Genomic DNA, 14,704 nt, shown 5'->3' with positions numbered 1-14,704 from the left:
CCGGCCTGCCTGGATGCGGTCTACTTCTTCTCGTCGTCCACCACTTCGGCGTCGATGACATCGCCCGTCGCGCCGCCACTCGCGGAGGCACCCGGCGTCGGCCCGTTGCCGCTGCCCGGCCCGCCGCCGCTGCCCGGCTCGCCACCGCCGGCGGTTCCCGGTTGTGCCTGTTTGTAGAGTGCCTCGGCCATCGCGTGCGAGGCCTTCTGCAGATCGTCCATTGCCTTGCGGATCGCGTCGAGGTCTTCCCCTTCGGCGACCTTCTTCAGCGTCTGGATGGCTGCCTCGATCCGGCTGATATCGCCAACCGGGATCTTCTCGCGATTCTCGTTGAGCGTCTTTTCGATCTGGTAGATCAACCCGTCCGCCTGATTGCGCGTGTCGGTGGCCTCGCGCCGCTTCTTGTCTTCCTCGGCGTGTGATTCCGCCTCCCTCATCATCCGATCCACATCGTCCTTGCTCAGCCCGCTGGAGGCGGTGATCGTGATCCGCTGTTCCTTCCCGGTGCCCTTGTCCTTCGCCGAGACGTTGACGATGCCGTTGGCGTCGAGATCGAAGGTCACCTCGATCTGCGGCAGGCCCCGCGGCGCCGGTGGCAGGCCGACCAGATTGAAACGGCCCAGCGTGCGGTTGTCGCGAGCGAACTGCCGTTCGCCCTGCAGCACATGAACCTCGACCTGCGTCTGGTTGTCGGCGGCCGTCGAGAACACCTCGCTCTTACGCGTCGGAATCGTCGTGTTGCGCGGAATCAGCGTCGTCATCACGCCACCGAGCGTCTCGATGCCGAGCGACAGCGGAGTGACGTCGAGCAGCAGCAGGTCCTTCACTTCCCCGGCCAGGACGCCCGCCTGCACCGCCGCGCCGACGGCCACGACCTCGTCCGGGTTGACACCCCTGTGCGGCTCCTTGCCGAACAGCTCGCGAACCACCTGCTGCACCCGCGGGATGCGCGTGGACCCGCCCACCAGCACGACCTCGTCGATCTTCGACAGGTCGATGCTCGCGTCGGCCAACGCCCGCTTGGTCGGCCCGACCGTCCGCTGAATGAGGTCTTCGACCAACTGCTCGAACTTCGAACGGCTCAGCTTGAGCGTGAGGTGCTTCGGGCCCGCCTGATCGGCCGTGATGAACGGCAGGTTGATGTCGGTCTCGGTCACCGTGGACAGCTCCATCTTCGCCTTCTCGGCGGCCTCTCTGAGGCGCTGGAGCGCCATGCGGTCCTTGCCGAGATCAATCCCGTCGCTCTTCTTGAACTCGCTGATGATCCAATCGATGATCCGCTGATCGAGGTTGTCACCCCCGAGATGCGTGTCGCCGTTGGTCGCCTTCACTTCGACGACGCCCTCGCCGACTTCGAGGATCGAGATGTCGAACGTGCCGCCGCCGAAATCGTAGACGGCAATCGTCTCGTCCTTCTTCTTGTCGAGGCCGTACGCCAGCGCCGCCGCTGTCGGCTCGTTGACGATTCGTTTCACCTCGAGGCCGGCGATCTGCCCGGCATCCTTGGTGGCCTGGCGCTGGGCATCGTTGAAGTACGCCGGGACGGTGATGACCGCCTCGGTGACCGGCTGACCGAGGTGCTGCTCGGCTGCCTGCTTGAGCTTCTGGAGGATCATGGCGGAGATTTCCGGCGGCGAGTAGTCCTTGCCGAGCGCCTTGACGCGCACGTCGCCGTTCGGACCCGGCGCCACCTTGTAGGGGATCATCGTCATCTCCTCGGTGACCTCGTTGTAGCGGCGTCCCATGAACCGCTTGATCGAGAAGATGGTGTTTTCCGAGTTGGTCACGGCCTGGCGCTTGGCAACCTGTCCGACCGGCCGCTCGCCCGTCTTCGTGAACGCCACAACCGACGGCGTCAGCCGCCCGCCTTCGGGATTGGTGATGACCGTCGGCTCACCACCTTCCATGACGGCCACAACCGAATTGGTCGTCCCCAAGTCGATTCCAATGATTTTGCTCATATCCCTCTACCTCAGCAGCATTCACGACGCCGCAGAACAGACAGGCTCACTAGAGCCCTTAGGCTGTTGCCATTATGAAATATGAGCGTCTGATTGTCAATCAAGCCCGCTCGCGTCGTGGTTCTCACATCCCACTCCCCGCTTGTCATTTCTCGGTTTCCAATTCTCGGTTCTCGACTCTCACCTCTCAGTGCTGTCCACTGACACCTGGCCCCTGGCTCCTGACTCCTTGTAGAATGCCCCTGTGGCCCACGTTGTCATTCGCGTTGCCCGTCACGCCGGCCTGGTGGCGTTGTTCGTGCTGGCGGCCGTGCTCGGGAGCGTCACCGGCGTGCTGTTCGCCTATGCGGGAGACCTCCCGCGCATCTCAGCGCTGGACGACTACGCGCCCAACACCATCACGCGGGTTTACGCCTCGAACGGGCAGGTCATCGGCGAGTTTGCCACCGAGCGGCGCGTCGTCGTGAAATACGAGGACATCTCGCCACGGCTGCGCCAGGCCATCATCTCGGCCGAGGACGCCGATTTCGACCGTCACTTCGGCATCAGCGTCTCACGCATCGTGATCACGGCCGCCGAGGACGTCTTCAAGCGCCGTCTGGCCGGTGCGAGCACCCTGACCCAGCAACTGGCGCGCAAGTTGTTCCTCACCGACGAGAAGACGTGGGAGCGCAAGATCAAGGAGGCGCTCCTCGCGATTCAGATCGAGAGGCGGTACACGAAACCGGAGATCTTCACCCTCTACTGCAACCAGATCTACTTCGGTCACGGCGCCTATGGCGTGGAGGCGGCGGCGCGGCTCTACTTCAACAGGCGATCGAAGGACCTGACGGTCGAGGAGGCGGCGCTCATCGCGGGCATCATCCAGACGCCCGAGCGGCAGAGCCCGTTCGTGGACATGCGCCGGGCGCTGCGCCGCCGCAACTACGTGCTCGATCGGATGGCGGAAGAGGGCTATCTCACAACGGCCGCGGCGGCCGCGGCAGAGCGGAAGCCGATCGAACTGCGGGGGCAGCCGGCGCAGGAGGAATCAATCGCCCCCTTCTTCGTCGAGGAGGTCCGAAAGCACCTCGAGCGGAGATACGGCGCCAAGCAGCTCTACGAAAACGGTCTCGCCGTCTACACGTCGCTCGATGTCGATCTGCAAATCGCTGCCAACCGGGCGCTCGACAACGGCCTGCGCAAGCTCGACAAGCGGCGCGGCGTGCGCAAAGCCCGGCGGAACCTGCTGCACGAAGGGCGGACGGTCGAGCAGTATCGCGACGACCGCTGGGATCGGCCCTTCGCCGTGGACCAGGTCGTTCCCGCCGTCGTCGTATCCGTCGGGACGGGGGCGGCGAAGAAGGTCGGGCCGGCCGCAAGGCCCGGGGGGGCAGTCGTCCCGCTCGCCAGCCGGCCCGTGCCGTTCGGTGCGGTTCGTGTCCGAGTCGGTCGATACGTCGCCGATCTGGGCAAGGAGGGCCTGGCGTGGACCGGCCGCACGTCCGCCATCGACTTGTTCACGCCTGGCGACCTGATCGAGGTGCGCATCACGAAGATCGACGACGCGACCGCCGCGCTGTCCGTCTCGCTGGAACAGACGCCGGTCGTGGATGGAGCGGTGCTCGCGATCGACAACAGGACCGGACAGATCAGGGCGATGGTCGGCGGCCTGAGCTTCAGCCGCAGCAAGTTCAATCGCGCGACGCAGGCGTACCGACAGATGGGATCTGGATTCAAGCCGATTGTCTACACGGCGGCAATCGACCGGGGATTCACGCCGACCACGATTCTCTACGACACGCCGGTGAGCTACTCCGCCGGTCCGGGCCAGCCGCCGTACTCGCCCCGCGACTACGACGGCAAGTACGAGGGCGCCATCCCGTTGCGACGGGCGCTCGAGCAGTCACGCAACGTCCCGGCCGTGCGAACCATGGAGCAGATCGGGCCGAAGCACGTCATCGAATACGCCCGGCGGTTCGGATTCCAGGGGCCGATGGAACCGTATCTCTCGCTCGCCCTCGGCGCGGCGGAGGCGAGCCTGCTGGAGACGACGGCGGCGTACTCGGTCTTCCCCAACCAGGGCGTCCTGATGAAGCCCTATCAGATTCTCAAGATCGTCGATCGCGAGGGGAACCTGCTCGAGGAGAATCGCCCGCAACCGCGTGAGGCGATCCGTGCGGACACGGCGTATGTGATGACGAGCCTCATGCGGGGCGTCGTCCAGCGCGGGACCGGCGCGGCGGCGGCGGCACTGGCCTGGCCGCTCGGCGGCAAGACGGGCACGACCAACGATTTCACCGACGCGTGGTTCACGGGATTCGATCCGAACCTCACCGTGGGCGTCTGGGTGGGCTACGACGACAAGAAGCCGCTGGGACCGGCCGAGACGGGCGCCATGGCGGCGTTGCCCGTCTGGATGGACTTCATGAAGGACTACATCGACAAGCGGTGCGACCGGCAGAATCCACCCACGTTCGAGGCGCCTGGCAACATCGTCTTCGTCAACGTGGATCGCGCGACCGGCCAGCCCCTGGCCGGCGATTCGCCGGGCGGGATCAGCGAAGCGTTCATTGCCGGAACGCAGCCCGGCGGCCTCAGGCAGTGAAGAGGCTCATGTCCTTCGGCCGGACGAACACGTCGGCTCCAGGCTGCAGCGCCAACGCCACATAACGTTCCTGTGAGAGTTCGACCCGCACCGGGTCGCCCCACTCCGCGACGAGATCGACTTTCACCAGTGGCCCCGCCGGATTCACGTGCGCGACCCGCGCACGGAACTGCCGCTCGCCGTGACCATCGAGATCGATCTCCAGCTGGTGCGGCCGGATGTAGAGCGTGGCGATGCGCGCCTCGTGCGCCTGGCTGGGTGCCTCGAGTTCGAGCGACCCGATGTAGGCCTTGCCCTTCTCGACGCGCCCCCGGAACAGGTTCACGTCGCCGAGGAAATCGTAGACGAACGGGCTGGCGGGATGGGCGTAGACGTCCGGCGGCGTCCCGACCTGCTCGATGCGTCCCTGGTTCATCACCACGACGCGGTCTGCCGCCTCGAGTGCCTCCTCCTGGTCGTGCGTCACGAAGATGCTGGTGACGTGCAGTTCGTCGTGCAGTCGGCGGAGCCACCGGCGCAGTTCCTTGCGCACCTTGGCATCGAGCGCGCCGAAGGGTTCGTCGAGCAGCAACACCTGGGGTTCGACCGCCAGGGCACGGGCCAGGGCAACTCGCTGGCGCTGTCCTCCGGACAACTGCGCCGGAAGACGGTCGGCCATCGCGCCAAGCTGCACGAGTTCCAGCAACCGATGGACGCGGTCCTGGATTTCGCTGCGCCCAGGGCGGCGTGCGCGCGGCCGAACCCGCAGGCCGAACGCAATGTTCTCGAAGACGGTCATGTGACGGAACAGCGCGTAGTGCTGGAAGACGAACCCGACACGGCGATCCGCGATGCGGCGATCGGTCGAGTTCTTGCCGTCGAACAGGATCGTTCCGCAGTCGGGAATCTCCAGGCCTGCAATGACCCGCAGGAGGGTTGTCTTCCCCGACCCGGACGGCCCGAGCAACGCGACGAGTTCGCCGGTCTCGATGCAGAGGTCGACCTGTTCGACCGCCACGAATGACCCAAACCGCTTGGTCACGCCCCGCACTTCGATGCTCACTGCTCCCGCTCCCTGCTGTTTCGCCATCGAGTGGCCGCGGGCGTCTCTGCCCGCGGTCCGGCACCACTGCTCGTTCCCTATGTCCTTCTCCGTCCAATGATGCTCTTCGCGACCAGCGTGACCAAGGCCATCAACGCCAGCACGGAGGCCACCGAGAACGCCGCCGCGAAGTTGTACTCGTTGTACAGAATCTCCACGTGCAGCGGGGCGGTGTTCGTCTGACCGCGGATGTGCCCCGACACGATCGACACGGCGCCGAACTCGCCGATCGCCCGGGCGTTCAGCAGGACGACCCCGTAGAGGAGTGCCCAGCGGATGTTGGGCAGGGTCACGCGCCAGAACATCTGCCAGCCGCTCGCCCCGAGCGCGAGCGCCGCCTGCTCTTCCTCGGAGCCTTGTTCCTGCATCACGGGGATCAGTTCGCGCGCGACGAACGGCACGGTCACGAAGAGCGTCGCCAGGAGGATGCCGGGCACCGCGAAGATGATCCGGATGCCGTGGGCGACCAGCCATGGCCCGAACAGGCCGTGCAGACCGAACATCAGCACGAAGATCAATCCCGAGACCACGGGCGAGACCGCGAAGGGCAGGTCGATGAGCGTGATGAGCACGCCGCGGCCCGGGAACTCGAACCGCGCGATGGCCCAGGCGGCCGCGAGACCGAACAGCGTATTGACCGGGACGGCGACGAGCGCGGTGATCGCCGTCAGCCGGAGGGCGGCGAGGGCCGTGGGCTCGACGATCGCGGCCCAATACGCGCGGAGCCCCTCCGAAAACGCCTGCGCGAAGACGGCGGCAAGCGGCACGAACAGGAAGCACATCAGGAACGACAGCGCGATGGCGGTCAATCCCCAGCGGACCACCGCCGGCTCGGTCGGACGTCCCGTCGCCGCCTTCATGCGAGGGCACCCCGCCGGCGGCTCCAGGCCTGCAAGAGGTTGATGGCGAGGAGCACGAGAAACGACAGCCCCAGCATCATCGACGCGATCGCCGTCGCGCCGGCGTAGTCGAACTGCTCGAGCCGTGCGACGATCAGCAGCGTCACCACCTCGGTGCGCATCGGGATGTTTCCCGAGATGAACACCACGGAGCCGTATTCGCCGAGCGCCCGCGCGAACGCGAGCGTGAAGCCGGTGAGCAGCGCCGGCAGCAGCGCCGGCAGCAGCACACGCCGGAACGTCTGCCAGCGGCTCGCGCCCAGGCTGCAGGCCGCCTCTTCGAGTTCGGGATCCAGGTCCTCGAGCACCGGCTGCACGGCACGGACCACGAACGGCAGGCCGATGAAGGTGAGCGCCACCATCACCCCCAGCCGGGTGAACGCCACCTGGATACCGAGCGGAGCCAGGCGCTGCCCGAGCCATCCGGTCGGGGCGTACACCGCCGTCAACGCGATGCCCGCCACCGAGGTCGGCAGGGCGAAGGGCAGGTCCACACAGGCATCGACGAGCCGTCGTCCCGGGAACGTGTAGCGCACCAGCACCCAGGCGACGAGCAGGCCGAAACCGGCGTTCACGACCGCCGCCGCGAACGCGGCCCCCACCGAGAGCGTGCATGCGGCTATCGCCCGCTCGCTCGTCACGGCCGCGACAAACTGCGCCCAGGTCAGGCCCCGCGCCTTCAGCACGACACCGCTCAGGGGAATCAGCACGAGCAGGCAGACATAGAACAGCGTGAACCCGAGCGACAGGCCGAACCCCGGCATCACCCGACGCCGACTCATGACTTTCGCACCTTCAGCACCCCCAGCACCGCACCTGCAGCACCTCCAGCACCCTCAGCACCTCCAGCACCGCACCTGCAGCACCTCCAGCACCCTCAGCACCTCCAGCACCTGCTACCTCCGGTAAATCGCATCAAACGTCCCCCCGTCGTCGAAATGGGTCTTCTGTGCGCGTGCCCAGCCCCCGAAGTCCGCGTCGATGGTCAGCATCTTCACGGTGGGGAACGTCGCCCGGTACCGCGCGAGGACATCGGCATTCCGCGGGCGGAAGTGATGGCGCGCCGCAATCTCCTGGGCCTGCGGGGTGTAGAGGAACTCGAGGTACGCCTGGGCGGCGCGGCGCGTGCCTCGCCGATCGGCCACACGGTCGACGACGGCCACGGGAGGCTCGGTCAGGATGGACACCGAGGGCACGACGACCGACACCTGGCCCTTGCCGATCTTCTCGACGGCCAGCAGCGCCTCGTTCTCCCAGGTGACGAGCACATCGCCGATTCCCCGCTGCACGAACGTGGTGGTCGCCCCGCGGGCGCCGGAATCGAGCACCGGGACATTCCGCACGAGACGTCCGACGAAGTCACGAGCCTTGTTCTCGTCGCCCCCCGGACGGGTGCGCGCGAATCCCCACGCGGCCAGGTAGTTCCAGCGGGCCCCACCGGAGGTCTTCGGGTTCGGCATGATGACGGCGATGCCCGGTTTCACGAGGTCGTCCCAGTCGCGGATGTTCCTCGGATTCCCCTTGCGGACGAGGAACACAATCGTGGAGGTATAGGGTGTGCTGTTGGACGCCAGCCGCTTCTGCCAGCCGGGCGCGATGAGACCCTGTTGCTGGATGGCGTCGATGTCGTAGGCGAGCGCGAGCGTGACCACGTCGGCCTCGAGACCGTCGATGACCGACCGGGCCTGCTTGCCGGACCCGCCGTGCGACTGGTTGACGGTCAGCACGCCGCCGCCCGTGGCCTGCCAGACCTTGGCGAACGCGGCATTGATGTCCTGGTAGAACTCGCGGGTCGGGTCGTACGACACGTTGAGCAACGTGGTTTGTGCGGCAGCGGATCCCGCGAGTCCGAGGCCCGCCAGGACGGACGCGAGCCACATGCCGAGAGAGGGTCGTGGAGGACGCCGCATCTCACTTTCCCTATTCTCTATCGATTGACTTGATAATTGGAGACGCCCGGTCGTCGGGCCGGGCAGTCTCTCGCCCCGCCCCAGGACCCGCAGAACTCCCGCCTATCTCCTGGGACGCCGGCGCCGGACGCTCCGGTCCACTTCCGCGTTGACGCCCGCCAGCGTCGCCCCTTCCAGGATCCGCGCCGTTCGGTCCCGGACGTCCTTCATCACGAGCCGGATCCCGCAGCGCCGCTCGTCCGCGCACTCCTCACAGCGCTGGTAGGCCGTCTGGCTCACGCACGGCGTGAGTGCCAACGGACCGTCGAGCACCCGCAGGACCTCGCCGAAGTGGATCGTCTGCGGATCCCGCGCGAGCTGGTAGCCGCCGCCGTGCCCGCGCTTGCTCTTCACGATCCCGCGGCGCTTCAGGTCGAGCAGGATCATCTGCAGGAACTTCTCCGGAATCCCCTCCCGCCCGGCCAGCTCCGACGCCAGGATCGGCCCCCGCGCGTACTCACGCGCCAGGAGCAGCAACGCCTTCAGGCCGTACTTCGACTTCCGGGTCAGCACGGCAATAGTCTAGCTTGTTGATAGACAATAGGCAAGAGGGCACAACAGAGGGCACACAACAGCCGGGACATCGGCCTACTCGGCCTCACCCTCGACGCCCGCCTGCCCGAGCGTCCCCGCCGCCTTCTGCTTCAGGTAGGCCTTGATGAACGCGTCGATGTCGCCGTCCAGCACCCGGTTGACGTCCCCGACCTCCTCTTTCGTCCGGTGATCCTTGATCATCTGGTACGGGTGGAGGACGTAGCTGCGGATCTGGCTCCCGAAGGCAATGTCCCGCTTCTCGCCGCCGAGGTGGTCCAGCTTCGCCTGCTGCTCCTTCATCTTCAGGTCGTACAGCCGGGAGCGCAGCACCTTCATCGCCGAATCCCGGTTCCGTCCCTGCGACCGCTCGTTCTGGCACGTGACCACGATCCCCGACGGCAAGTGCGTGATGCGGATGGCCGAATCGGTCACGTTGATGTGCTGGCCGCCGTGCCCGCTCGATCGGTACGTGTCGATACGCAGGTCCTTCTCGTCGATCTCCACCTCCACATCGTCCGGCAACTCGGGCCAGACGTAGACCGAAGCGAACGATGTGTGGCGCCGAGCGGCCTGGTCGAACGGCGAGATCCGCACCAGTCGATGGACACCCGCTTCGGCCGCCATCAGCCCGAAGGCGTAGTCGCCGGCGATCGTCAATGTCGCGCTCTTGATCCCCGCTTCGTCCCCCGGCTGGTAGTCCATGATCTCGCGGTGGAACCCGCGGCGCTCGACCCATCGGAGGTACATCCGCAGCAGCATCTCGGCCCAGTCCTGGGACTCGGTCCCGCCGGCCCCCGGATGGATCGTGACGATCGCGTTCTTCTGGTCGTGCTCACCGCCCAGGAGCTTCTTGGTCTCCGCGGCCTCGACATCAGCGGTCAGCGCGTCGAGCCCTTCACTCAGCTCCCGGCTGACATCCTCGCCCTGCTCGGCCCATTCCACGAGCACCGACAGGTCCTCCTGCCGCTTCCTGAGCGCTTCGATGATCTCGATCTCCTGCTCGAGGCGGCGGCGGCGCTGCAGGATCTTCTGCGCGTCGGCCTGATTGTTCCAGAAGTCGGGCCGGGAAATATCCGTCTCGAGGCGGGTCAGCTCGTCGCGCGGTGCCGAGCGGTCAAAGATAGCTCCGCAGCTCGGACGAGCGCTTGGCGAGATCCTGGTACTTGCGGACGAGTTCTTCGAGCGCGATGGCCATGTGGTGCCTCCGGTCAGAAGTCAGAATCGAGATTTGAGAAATGAGAATCGAGCATCGACACCTGAGAATCCTGGGCTAACGGTCACGCAGTACCGGCCGCCACGCGCTGCTCGAACGCGCGGCCACCAGCAGGGCGCCGAGTGTCAGGATGGCGCAGAGATACGCGAAGAGATCCCCCGTCCGCGCGTAGACGGTGCGATCGGTCAGAAAGCGGATCTCCCCCACGAGCACGGCCTGCTCGAAGATGCCGGAGCGGAGGACGACGCGGCCGTAGGGATCGACAATGCCGCTGATGCCGGTGTTCGCGGCACGGGCCAGATACCGTCCCTGCTCGATCGCCCTCAACGTCGCCTGCTCGAAGTGCTGCCACGGTGCCGACGACCGCCCGAACCACGCGTCGTTGGTGATCGTCGTCAGCAACTGGCTGCCGCGTGCCGTCGCCTGGCGCGCGAGATCAGGGTACACGACCTCGTAGCAGATCGCCGTGCTCGTCGGATGTCCGGCGACCGGCATCATCACCATCTGCTCGCCCGCCGAGAAATCCGAGACCGCCGCGACGAGCGGCCCGGCGAAGAACAACAGCCTCTTGACTGGAACGTATTCGCCGAAGGGCACCAGGTGCATCTTCCGGTACACGCCCGCCACGGTGCCGGCCGGATCGAGCAGGAAGGCCGAGTTGAAGTACCGAGGCGGCGTGAATTGCCGCTCGATCTGATCGCTCCCGAACAGGAGGTAGCTGTGCGTCCGGAACGCCAACAGCCGGAGCGCATCGCCGGCCGCCGGATCCTCCTGGAAGAGGAACGGCAATGAGGACTCCGGCCAGATGATGAGCCGCGCACCCCGGGCGGACGCTCCGAGCGAGAGGTCGAGATACGTCTGGAGAATCGTCGCCGCGCGCGCCTGATCCCATTTCTGATCCTGGGCCACGTTCCCCTGGACGAGCGCGACGCGGAATGGCGTGCCGCTCCTCGTCAGGGCCCCATCGGCGATCCGCGCGCTTCCCCAGAGCGCCGTGCCGGCCACGGCAACAACCGTCACGCCGACGGCCCACCACCGCCAGCGCGCGCTGGCCAGCGCCGACGCGACGAACGCGACGTTGACGAGGACGACGAGCGCCGACACGCCGTAGACCCCGACCAGGCTGGCCAGTTGTGCGATGGGCAGCACGGTCGCCTGGCTGTATCCGAGCACCACCCACGGAAAACCGGTGAACACGTATGTCCGAGCCAGTTCCGTCGTCACCCATACGGCGGGTGCCAGGAGCAGCGCCGCCGGGCCGAACGCGCGGCGGAGTCGCTCGATGACCACCGCGAAGATCGCCGGATAGAGCGCGAGGTACGCGGCGAGGGCCAGCATCAGGAGCACGGCAACCCACGTGGGCAGATCACCGTACTGAGACATCACCTGGCTGGTCCAGTAGATGGTGCCGACGAAGTACACAAAGCCCGACAGAAGACCAAGGGTGAAGGCTCGCCGGGACGAGTGGCGTGGCGCCGCGGCGCGTCGGCGCACGACGACGGTCAGGCTCGCAAGCAGCGGCGCAAGCGCGATCCACGCCAGCGCCGAGTGCCCGAACCGCGGGAAGCTGAGGGCCAGCAATACGCCGGAGAGAAGGGCTAGCGCGTAATCCAGGGCTTGAACTGCTCTTCTTTTTCGAGGCGACGCTTGGCCGTGTCGGCCTCGCGCCGCGTCTTGAACTTGCCGACCCGCACGCGGTACACCGTGGCGCCCTTGCCGGTCGGCGGCATCACGTACACGTTGTAGCCCTTGCCGGACAACCGCTTGACGACGGCCTCGGCCTCCGAGCGGTCGCGGATGGCGGCAATCTGCAGGGCCCAACCCGCGCCGGAGGGCTCACTCTGCCACGATGGGGCCGCCGTGACCGGCACCGCCTCGCCACCGGTCGGCGCCGGTGCCGCAGGCTTCGCGGGCTGGCCCGACGCGACCTTCGCCTTGCCGCCAGGGGCCTTGAGGCTCTCTGCGGGAGCCGTCTGCCCTTCCAGGCGTCCGTAGTAACTGAGATCCTCGTCAGCCGGCTGCGGCGGAGCCGACGCCGCCGGCGGCGGAACGACCGGCGTCGCGGGGGGCGCCGCGGGGGCCGGAACCGCAGCTGCATCGGTCGTCGCCGGCGCTGTCTGCGCGAGCACGTCGCCCGTCAGCCGGTCCTTCTCCGACCGGACGCCCCGGCCCACCATGACGCCCAGCAAGAACGCCACGACGAGGACGACAGTCGCGATCATCAACAGGAAGATCAGTTGCTTCCCGTTCAGCTGTATTTCGTGGAAGCCCTCGTCTGTCATGCGGCGTTGTGACCCCTTGACGTTCTCCGTTCAGGCCGGCCCTATTCAGCGGCCTGTTGCGGACGTGCTCCACCGGATGCCAACCGCCCACCGGTCTCGGACGCCCCGGCGCGCCCGAGCAGGTTGATCAACTCGATCGGCAGCGGGAAGACGATGGTGGAGTTCTTCTCCGAGGCGATCTCGGTGAGTGTCTGGAGATACCGCAACGTGATGGTCATCGGCTCGACGGCCATGACGCTGGCCGCCTGTGCGAGCTTCTCGGAGGCCTCCAACTCGCCGGCGGCGTGGATGATCTTAGCACGTTTCTCGCGCTCGGCTTCCGCCTGGCGCGCCATCGCGCGCTGCATGTCGGGGGGCAGATCGACGTGCTTCACTTCGACGGCCGACACCTTGATTCCCCACGGATCGGTGTGTAGATCGAGGATCTGCTGCAGCCGCTGGTTGAGTCGCTCGCGCTCCGACAGCAGGTCGTCGAGATCGACCTGACCGAGGACGCTCCGCAGCGTCGTCTGCGCGAGCTGCGAGGTGGCGTAGTGGTAGTTCTCGACCTCGACGATGGCCCGGCGCGGATCCATCACGCGGAAGTACACGACGGCGTTGACCTTGACCGACACGTTGTCGCGCGTGATGACGTCCTGCGGCGGCACGTCCATGACGATCGTCCGCAGACTGACGCGAACCATCCGATCGAGCGGGCTGAAGACCAGGATCACGCCCGGGCCCTTCGGCTGCGGCAGGAGCTTGCCGAGACGGAAGATGACCCCGCGTTCGTACTCAGCGAGGATCTTGATTGCGCTGAGCAGATAGATCACGACAATGAGCAAGAACAGCATGACCGGCGGAAGCGCCATCATTCGTCACCTCGTCCCCGTGGAGCGTGTTTGCGAACCGTGAGGGTCAGCCCGTCCACCGCCGTAACCGCCGCCGCCTCGCCGACGGCCAATGACTCGTCGGCGACGGCGGCCCAGATCTCGCCGTGCGCACGGACGCGTCCCGGTGTATCGGGTGTGATCTCCGTCAGCACGACGGCCTTCTCGCCGATCATCCCGGCGGCGCCCGTCGTCGGTTGCCGGCGCTGCGAGGCGATCCCGAGCCGCACGAGCATGATGAGAATCGCCGAGAGGCTGCCGACGACCGGCAGGATGACCGACAGGCTCACGCGCAGTTCCGGCGCGCGCGTGTCCATCAGCATCAGCGATCCGAACAGCAGGCTGGAGATCCCGCCGAGGCTCAGGGCACCGTGGCTCGGGACCTTCACCTCGAGAACGAGGAGCGCGACGCCGAACAGGATCAGCAGGACGCCGGCATAGTTGATGGGCAGGATCTGGAACGTGAAGAACGCGAGTAGCAGGCAGATCCCGCCGGCGACTCCCGGCAGGATCGCCCCCGGGTGCCAGAACTCGATGGTGAGGCCGAGCATGCCGAGGCTGAGCAGCAGGTAGGCGATGTTCGGATGCGCCAACGCGCTGAGGAGGCGCTGGCGCCAGTTCATCTCGAGCGGCACCACGCGGGCGCCCGCGGTGCGCAGCGCGACAGGGCTGCCATCGAACCGCCGGATCTCGCGTCCATCGAGCTGCCGGATCAGATCCGGAACGTCGCGGGCGATCAGATCGATGAGTGGCGGCTTGGCCGTCAACGCCTCCTGCTCGGTGAACGACCGGCTTTCGCGGACCGCCTCGTCGGCCAGTTGGGCGTTCCGGCCGCGGCCGGTGGCCCACGTCCGGGCGGCCGCCGCCACGTCGGACGCCATCTTCCTGGCCATCGTCTCATCGACCTTTTCGCCGCTGCCTTCGACCGGGTGCGCGGCGCCGATGTGCGTCCCGGGCGCCATCGCCGCGACGTCCGCGGCAATCGTGATCAGGAAGCCCGCGGATGCGACACGGCCGCCGGACGGGCCGACGAAGATGGCGACGGGGGTCTTCGCGGCGAGCATGCGGGTGATGATCGTGCGCGTGGAATCGAGCAGGCCGCCCGGCGTCCGCAGCGTGAAGACAATGAGCGCGGCGTGGTCGCGGTCGGCCCGGTCCATGGCATCCACCATGAACTCCGCCGACACGGGATGGATGAGCGCATCGACGTCGGCCGAGTAGACCACCGGGACCGTCGGCGGCGCCACGGCCGCCACGCCGGCGGAGGTCACGAGCACGAGGAGCAACAGGAGCACGCGGATCCCGATCGGGCCCGGTTGACGCACCAGT

At 66.9% G+C, this 14,704-nt stretch carries 12 protein-coding genes; 1 reads left to right on the top strand and 11 read right to left on the bottom strand.

Translation table 11 applies throughout. The features are described from left to right. Nucleotides 1-20: 20 nt before the first annotated feature. On the bottom strand, nucleotides 21-1,961 hold the full coding sequence (gene dnaK / locus VGK32_21225) for a molecular chaperone DnaK (protein ID HEY3384289.1): 1,941 nt from the start codon (nucleotides 1,959-1,961) through the stop codon (nucleotides 21-23). 244 nt (nucleotides 1,962-2,205) lie between these two features. Here dnaK and VGK32_21220 point away from each other — a divergent pair, with 244 nt between their 5' ends. Beyond that, on the top strand, nucleotides 2,206-4,548 hold the full coding sequence (locus tag VGK32_21220) for a PBP1A family penicillin-binding protein (GenBank protein HEY3384288.1): 2,343 nt from the start codon (nucleotides 2,206-2,208) through the stop codon (nucleotides 4,546-4,548). Here the strand turns inward: VGK32_21220 and VGK32_21215 are convergent. From VGK32_21215 to VGK32_21170, 10 genes are all read right to left on the bottom strand, one after another. Then, nucleotides 4,538-5,590 (bottom strand): sulfate ABC transporter ATP-binding protein, encoded by a 1,053-nt coding sequence (locus VGK32_21215; GenBank protein HEY3384287.1) that lies wholly within the window; start codon nucleotides 5,588-5,590, stop codon nucleotides 4,538-4,540. The genes VGK32_21220 and VGK32_21215 overlap by 11 nt on opposite strands. 77 nt (nucleotides 5,591-5,667) lie before the next feature. Further along, entirely contained in the window at nucleotides 5,668-6,489 is an 822-nt protein-coding gene (gene cysW / locus VGK32_21210) for a sulfate ABC transporter permease subunit CysW (protein HEY3384286.1), read from the bottom strand. Beyond that, entirely contained in the window at nucleotides 6,486-7,310 is an 825-nt protein-coding gene (gene cysT, locus VGK32_21205; GenBank protein HEY3384285.1) for a sulfate ABC transporter permease subunit CysT, read from the bottom strand. Before cysT ends, cysW begins: the two co-directional genes overlap by 4 nt. Nucleotides 7,311-7,424: 114 nt before the next feature. After that, a complete protein-coding gene (locus VGK32_21200; protein HEY3384284.1) occupies nucleotides 7,425-8,408 on the bottom strand; it encodes a sulfate ABC transporter substrate-binding protein in 984 nt (327 codons plus the stop codon). A gap of 132 nt (nucleotides 8,409-8,540) precedes the next feature. Then, nucleotides 8,541-8,990, bottom strand: a complete 450-nt coding sequence (locus VGK32_21195; protein ID HEY3384283.1) for an Rrf2 family transcriptional regulator — start codon at nucleotides 8,988-8,990, stop codon at nucleotides 8,541-8,543. A 75-nt stretch (nucleotides 8,991-9,065) separates the two neighbouring features. Further along, nucleotides 9,066-10,206, bottom strand: a protein-coding gene (prfB, locus tag VGK32_21190; protein HEY3384282.1) for a peptide chain release factor 2 whose coding sequence is annotated in 2 segments (ribosomal slippage) — nucleotides 9,066-10,127 and nucleotides 10,129-10,206 — 1,140 coding nt in all. Because the reading frame shifts where the segments join, the coding sequence is not laid out codon by codon here. Nucleotides 10,207-10,281: 75 nt separating this feature from the next. Then, nucleotides 10,282-11,805 (bottom strand): apolipoprotein N-acyltransferase, encoded by a 1,524-nt coding sequence (gene lnt, locus VGK32_21185; GenBank protein ID HEY3384281.1) that lies wholly within the window; start codon nucleotides 11,803-11,805, stop codon nucleotides 10,282-10,284. A gap of 17 nt (nucleotides 11,806-11,822) precedes the next feature. Continuing rightward, entirely contained in the window at nucleotides 11,823-12,506 is a 684-nt protein-coding gene (locus VGK32_21180; GenBank protein ID HEY3384280.1) for an SPOR domain-containing protein, read from the bottom strand. 41 nt (nucleotides 12,507-12,547) lie between these two features. Next, entirely contained in the window at nucleotides 12,548-13,360 is an 813-nt protein-coding gene (locus tag VGK32_21175) for a slipin family protein (GenBank protein ID HEY3384279.1), read from the bottom strand. Next, complete coding sequence (locus VGK32_21170; protein ID HEY3384278.1) at nucleotides 13,357-14,700, bottom strand: nodulation protein NfeD; 1,344 nt, start codon at nucleotides 14,698-14,700, stop codon at nucleotides 13,357-13,359. The genes VGK32_21175 and VGK32_21170 overlap by 4 nt, the downstream gene beginning before the upstream one ends. Between the last annotated feature and the right edge of the window lie 4 nt (nucleotides 14,701-14,704).

The organism is Vicinamibacterales bacterium, from assembly GCA_036504215.1.
In the GTDB taxonomy this organism is placed as follows: Bacteria; Acidobacteriota; Vicinamibacteria; order Vicinamibacterales; family Fen-181; genus FEN-299.
Note: the sequence above shows the minus strand (reverse complement) of the source record. Positions and strands in the feature narration are given on the sequence as shown.

Coding starts and splice junctions, on each gene's coding strand:
- dnaK (HEY3384289.1), bottom strand. CDS start 1,961: ATGAGCAAAATCATTGGAATCGACTTGGGGACGACCAATTCGGTTGTG.
- cysW (HEY3384286.1), bottom strand. CDS start 6,489: ATGAAGGCGGCGACGGGACGTCCGACCGAGCCGGCGGTGGTCCGCTGG.
- cysT (HEY3384285.1), bottom strand. CDS start 7,310: ATGAGTCGGCGTCGGGTGATGCCGGGGTTCGGCCTGTCGCTCGGGTTC.
- VGK32_21200 (HEY3384284.1), bottom strand. CDS start 8,408: ATGTGGCTCGCGTCCGTCCTGGCGGGCCTCGGACTCGCGGGATCCGCT.
- VGK32_21180 (HEY3384280.1), bottom strand. CDS start 12,506: ATGACAGACGAGGGCTTCCACGAAATACAGCTGAACGGGAAGCAACTG.
- VGK32_21175 (HEY3384279.1), bottom strand. CDS start 13,360: ATGATGGCGCTTCCGCCGGTCATGCTGTTCTTGCTCATTGTCGTGATC.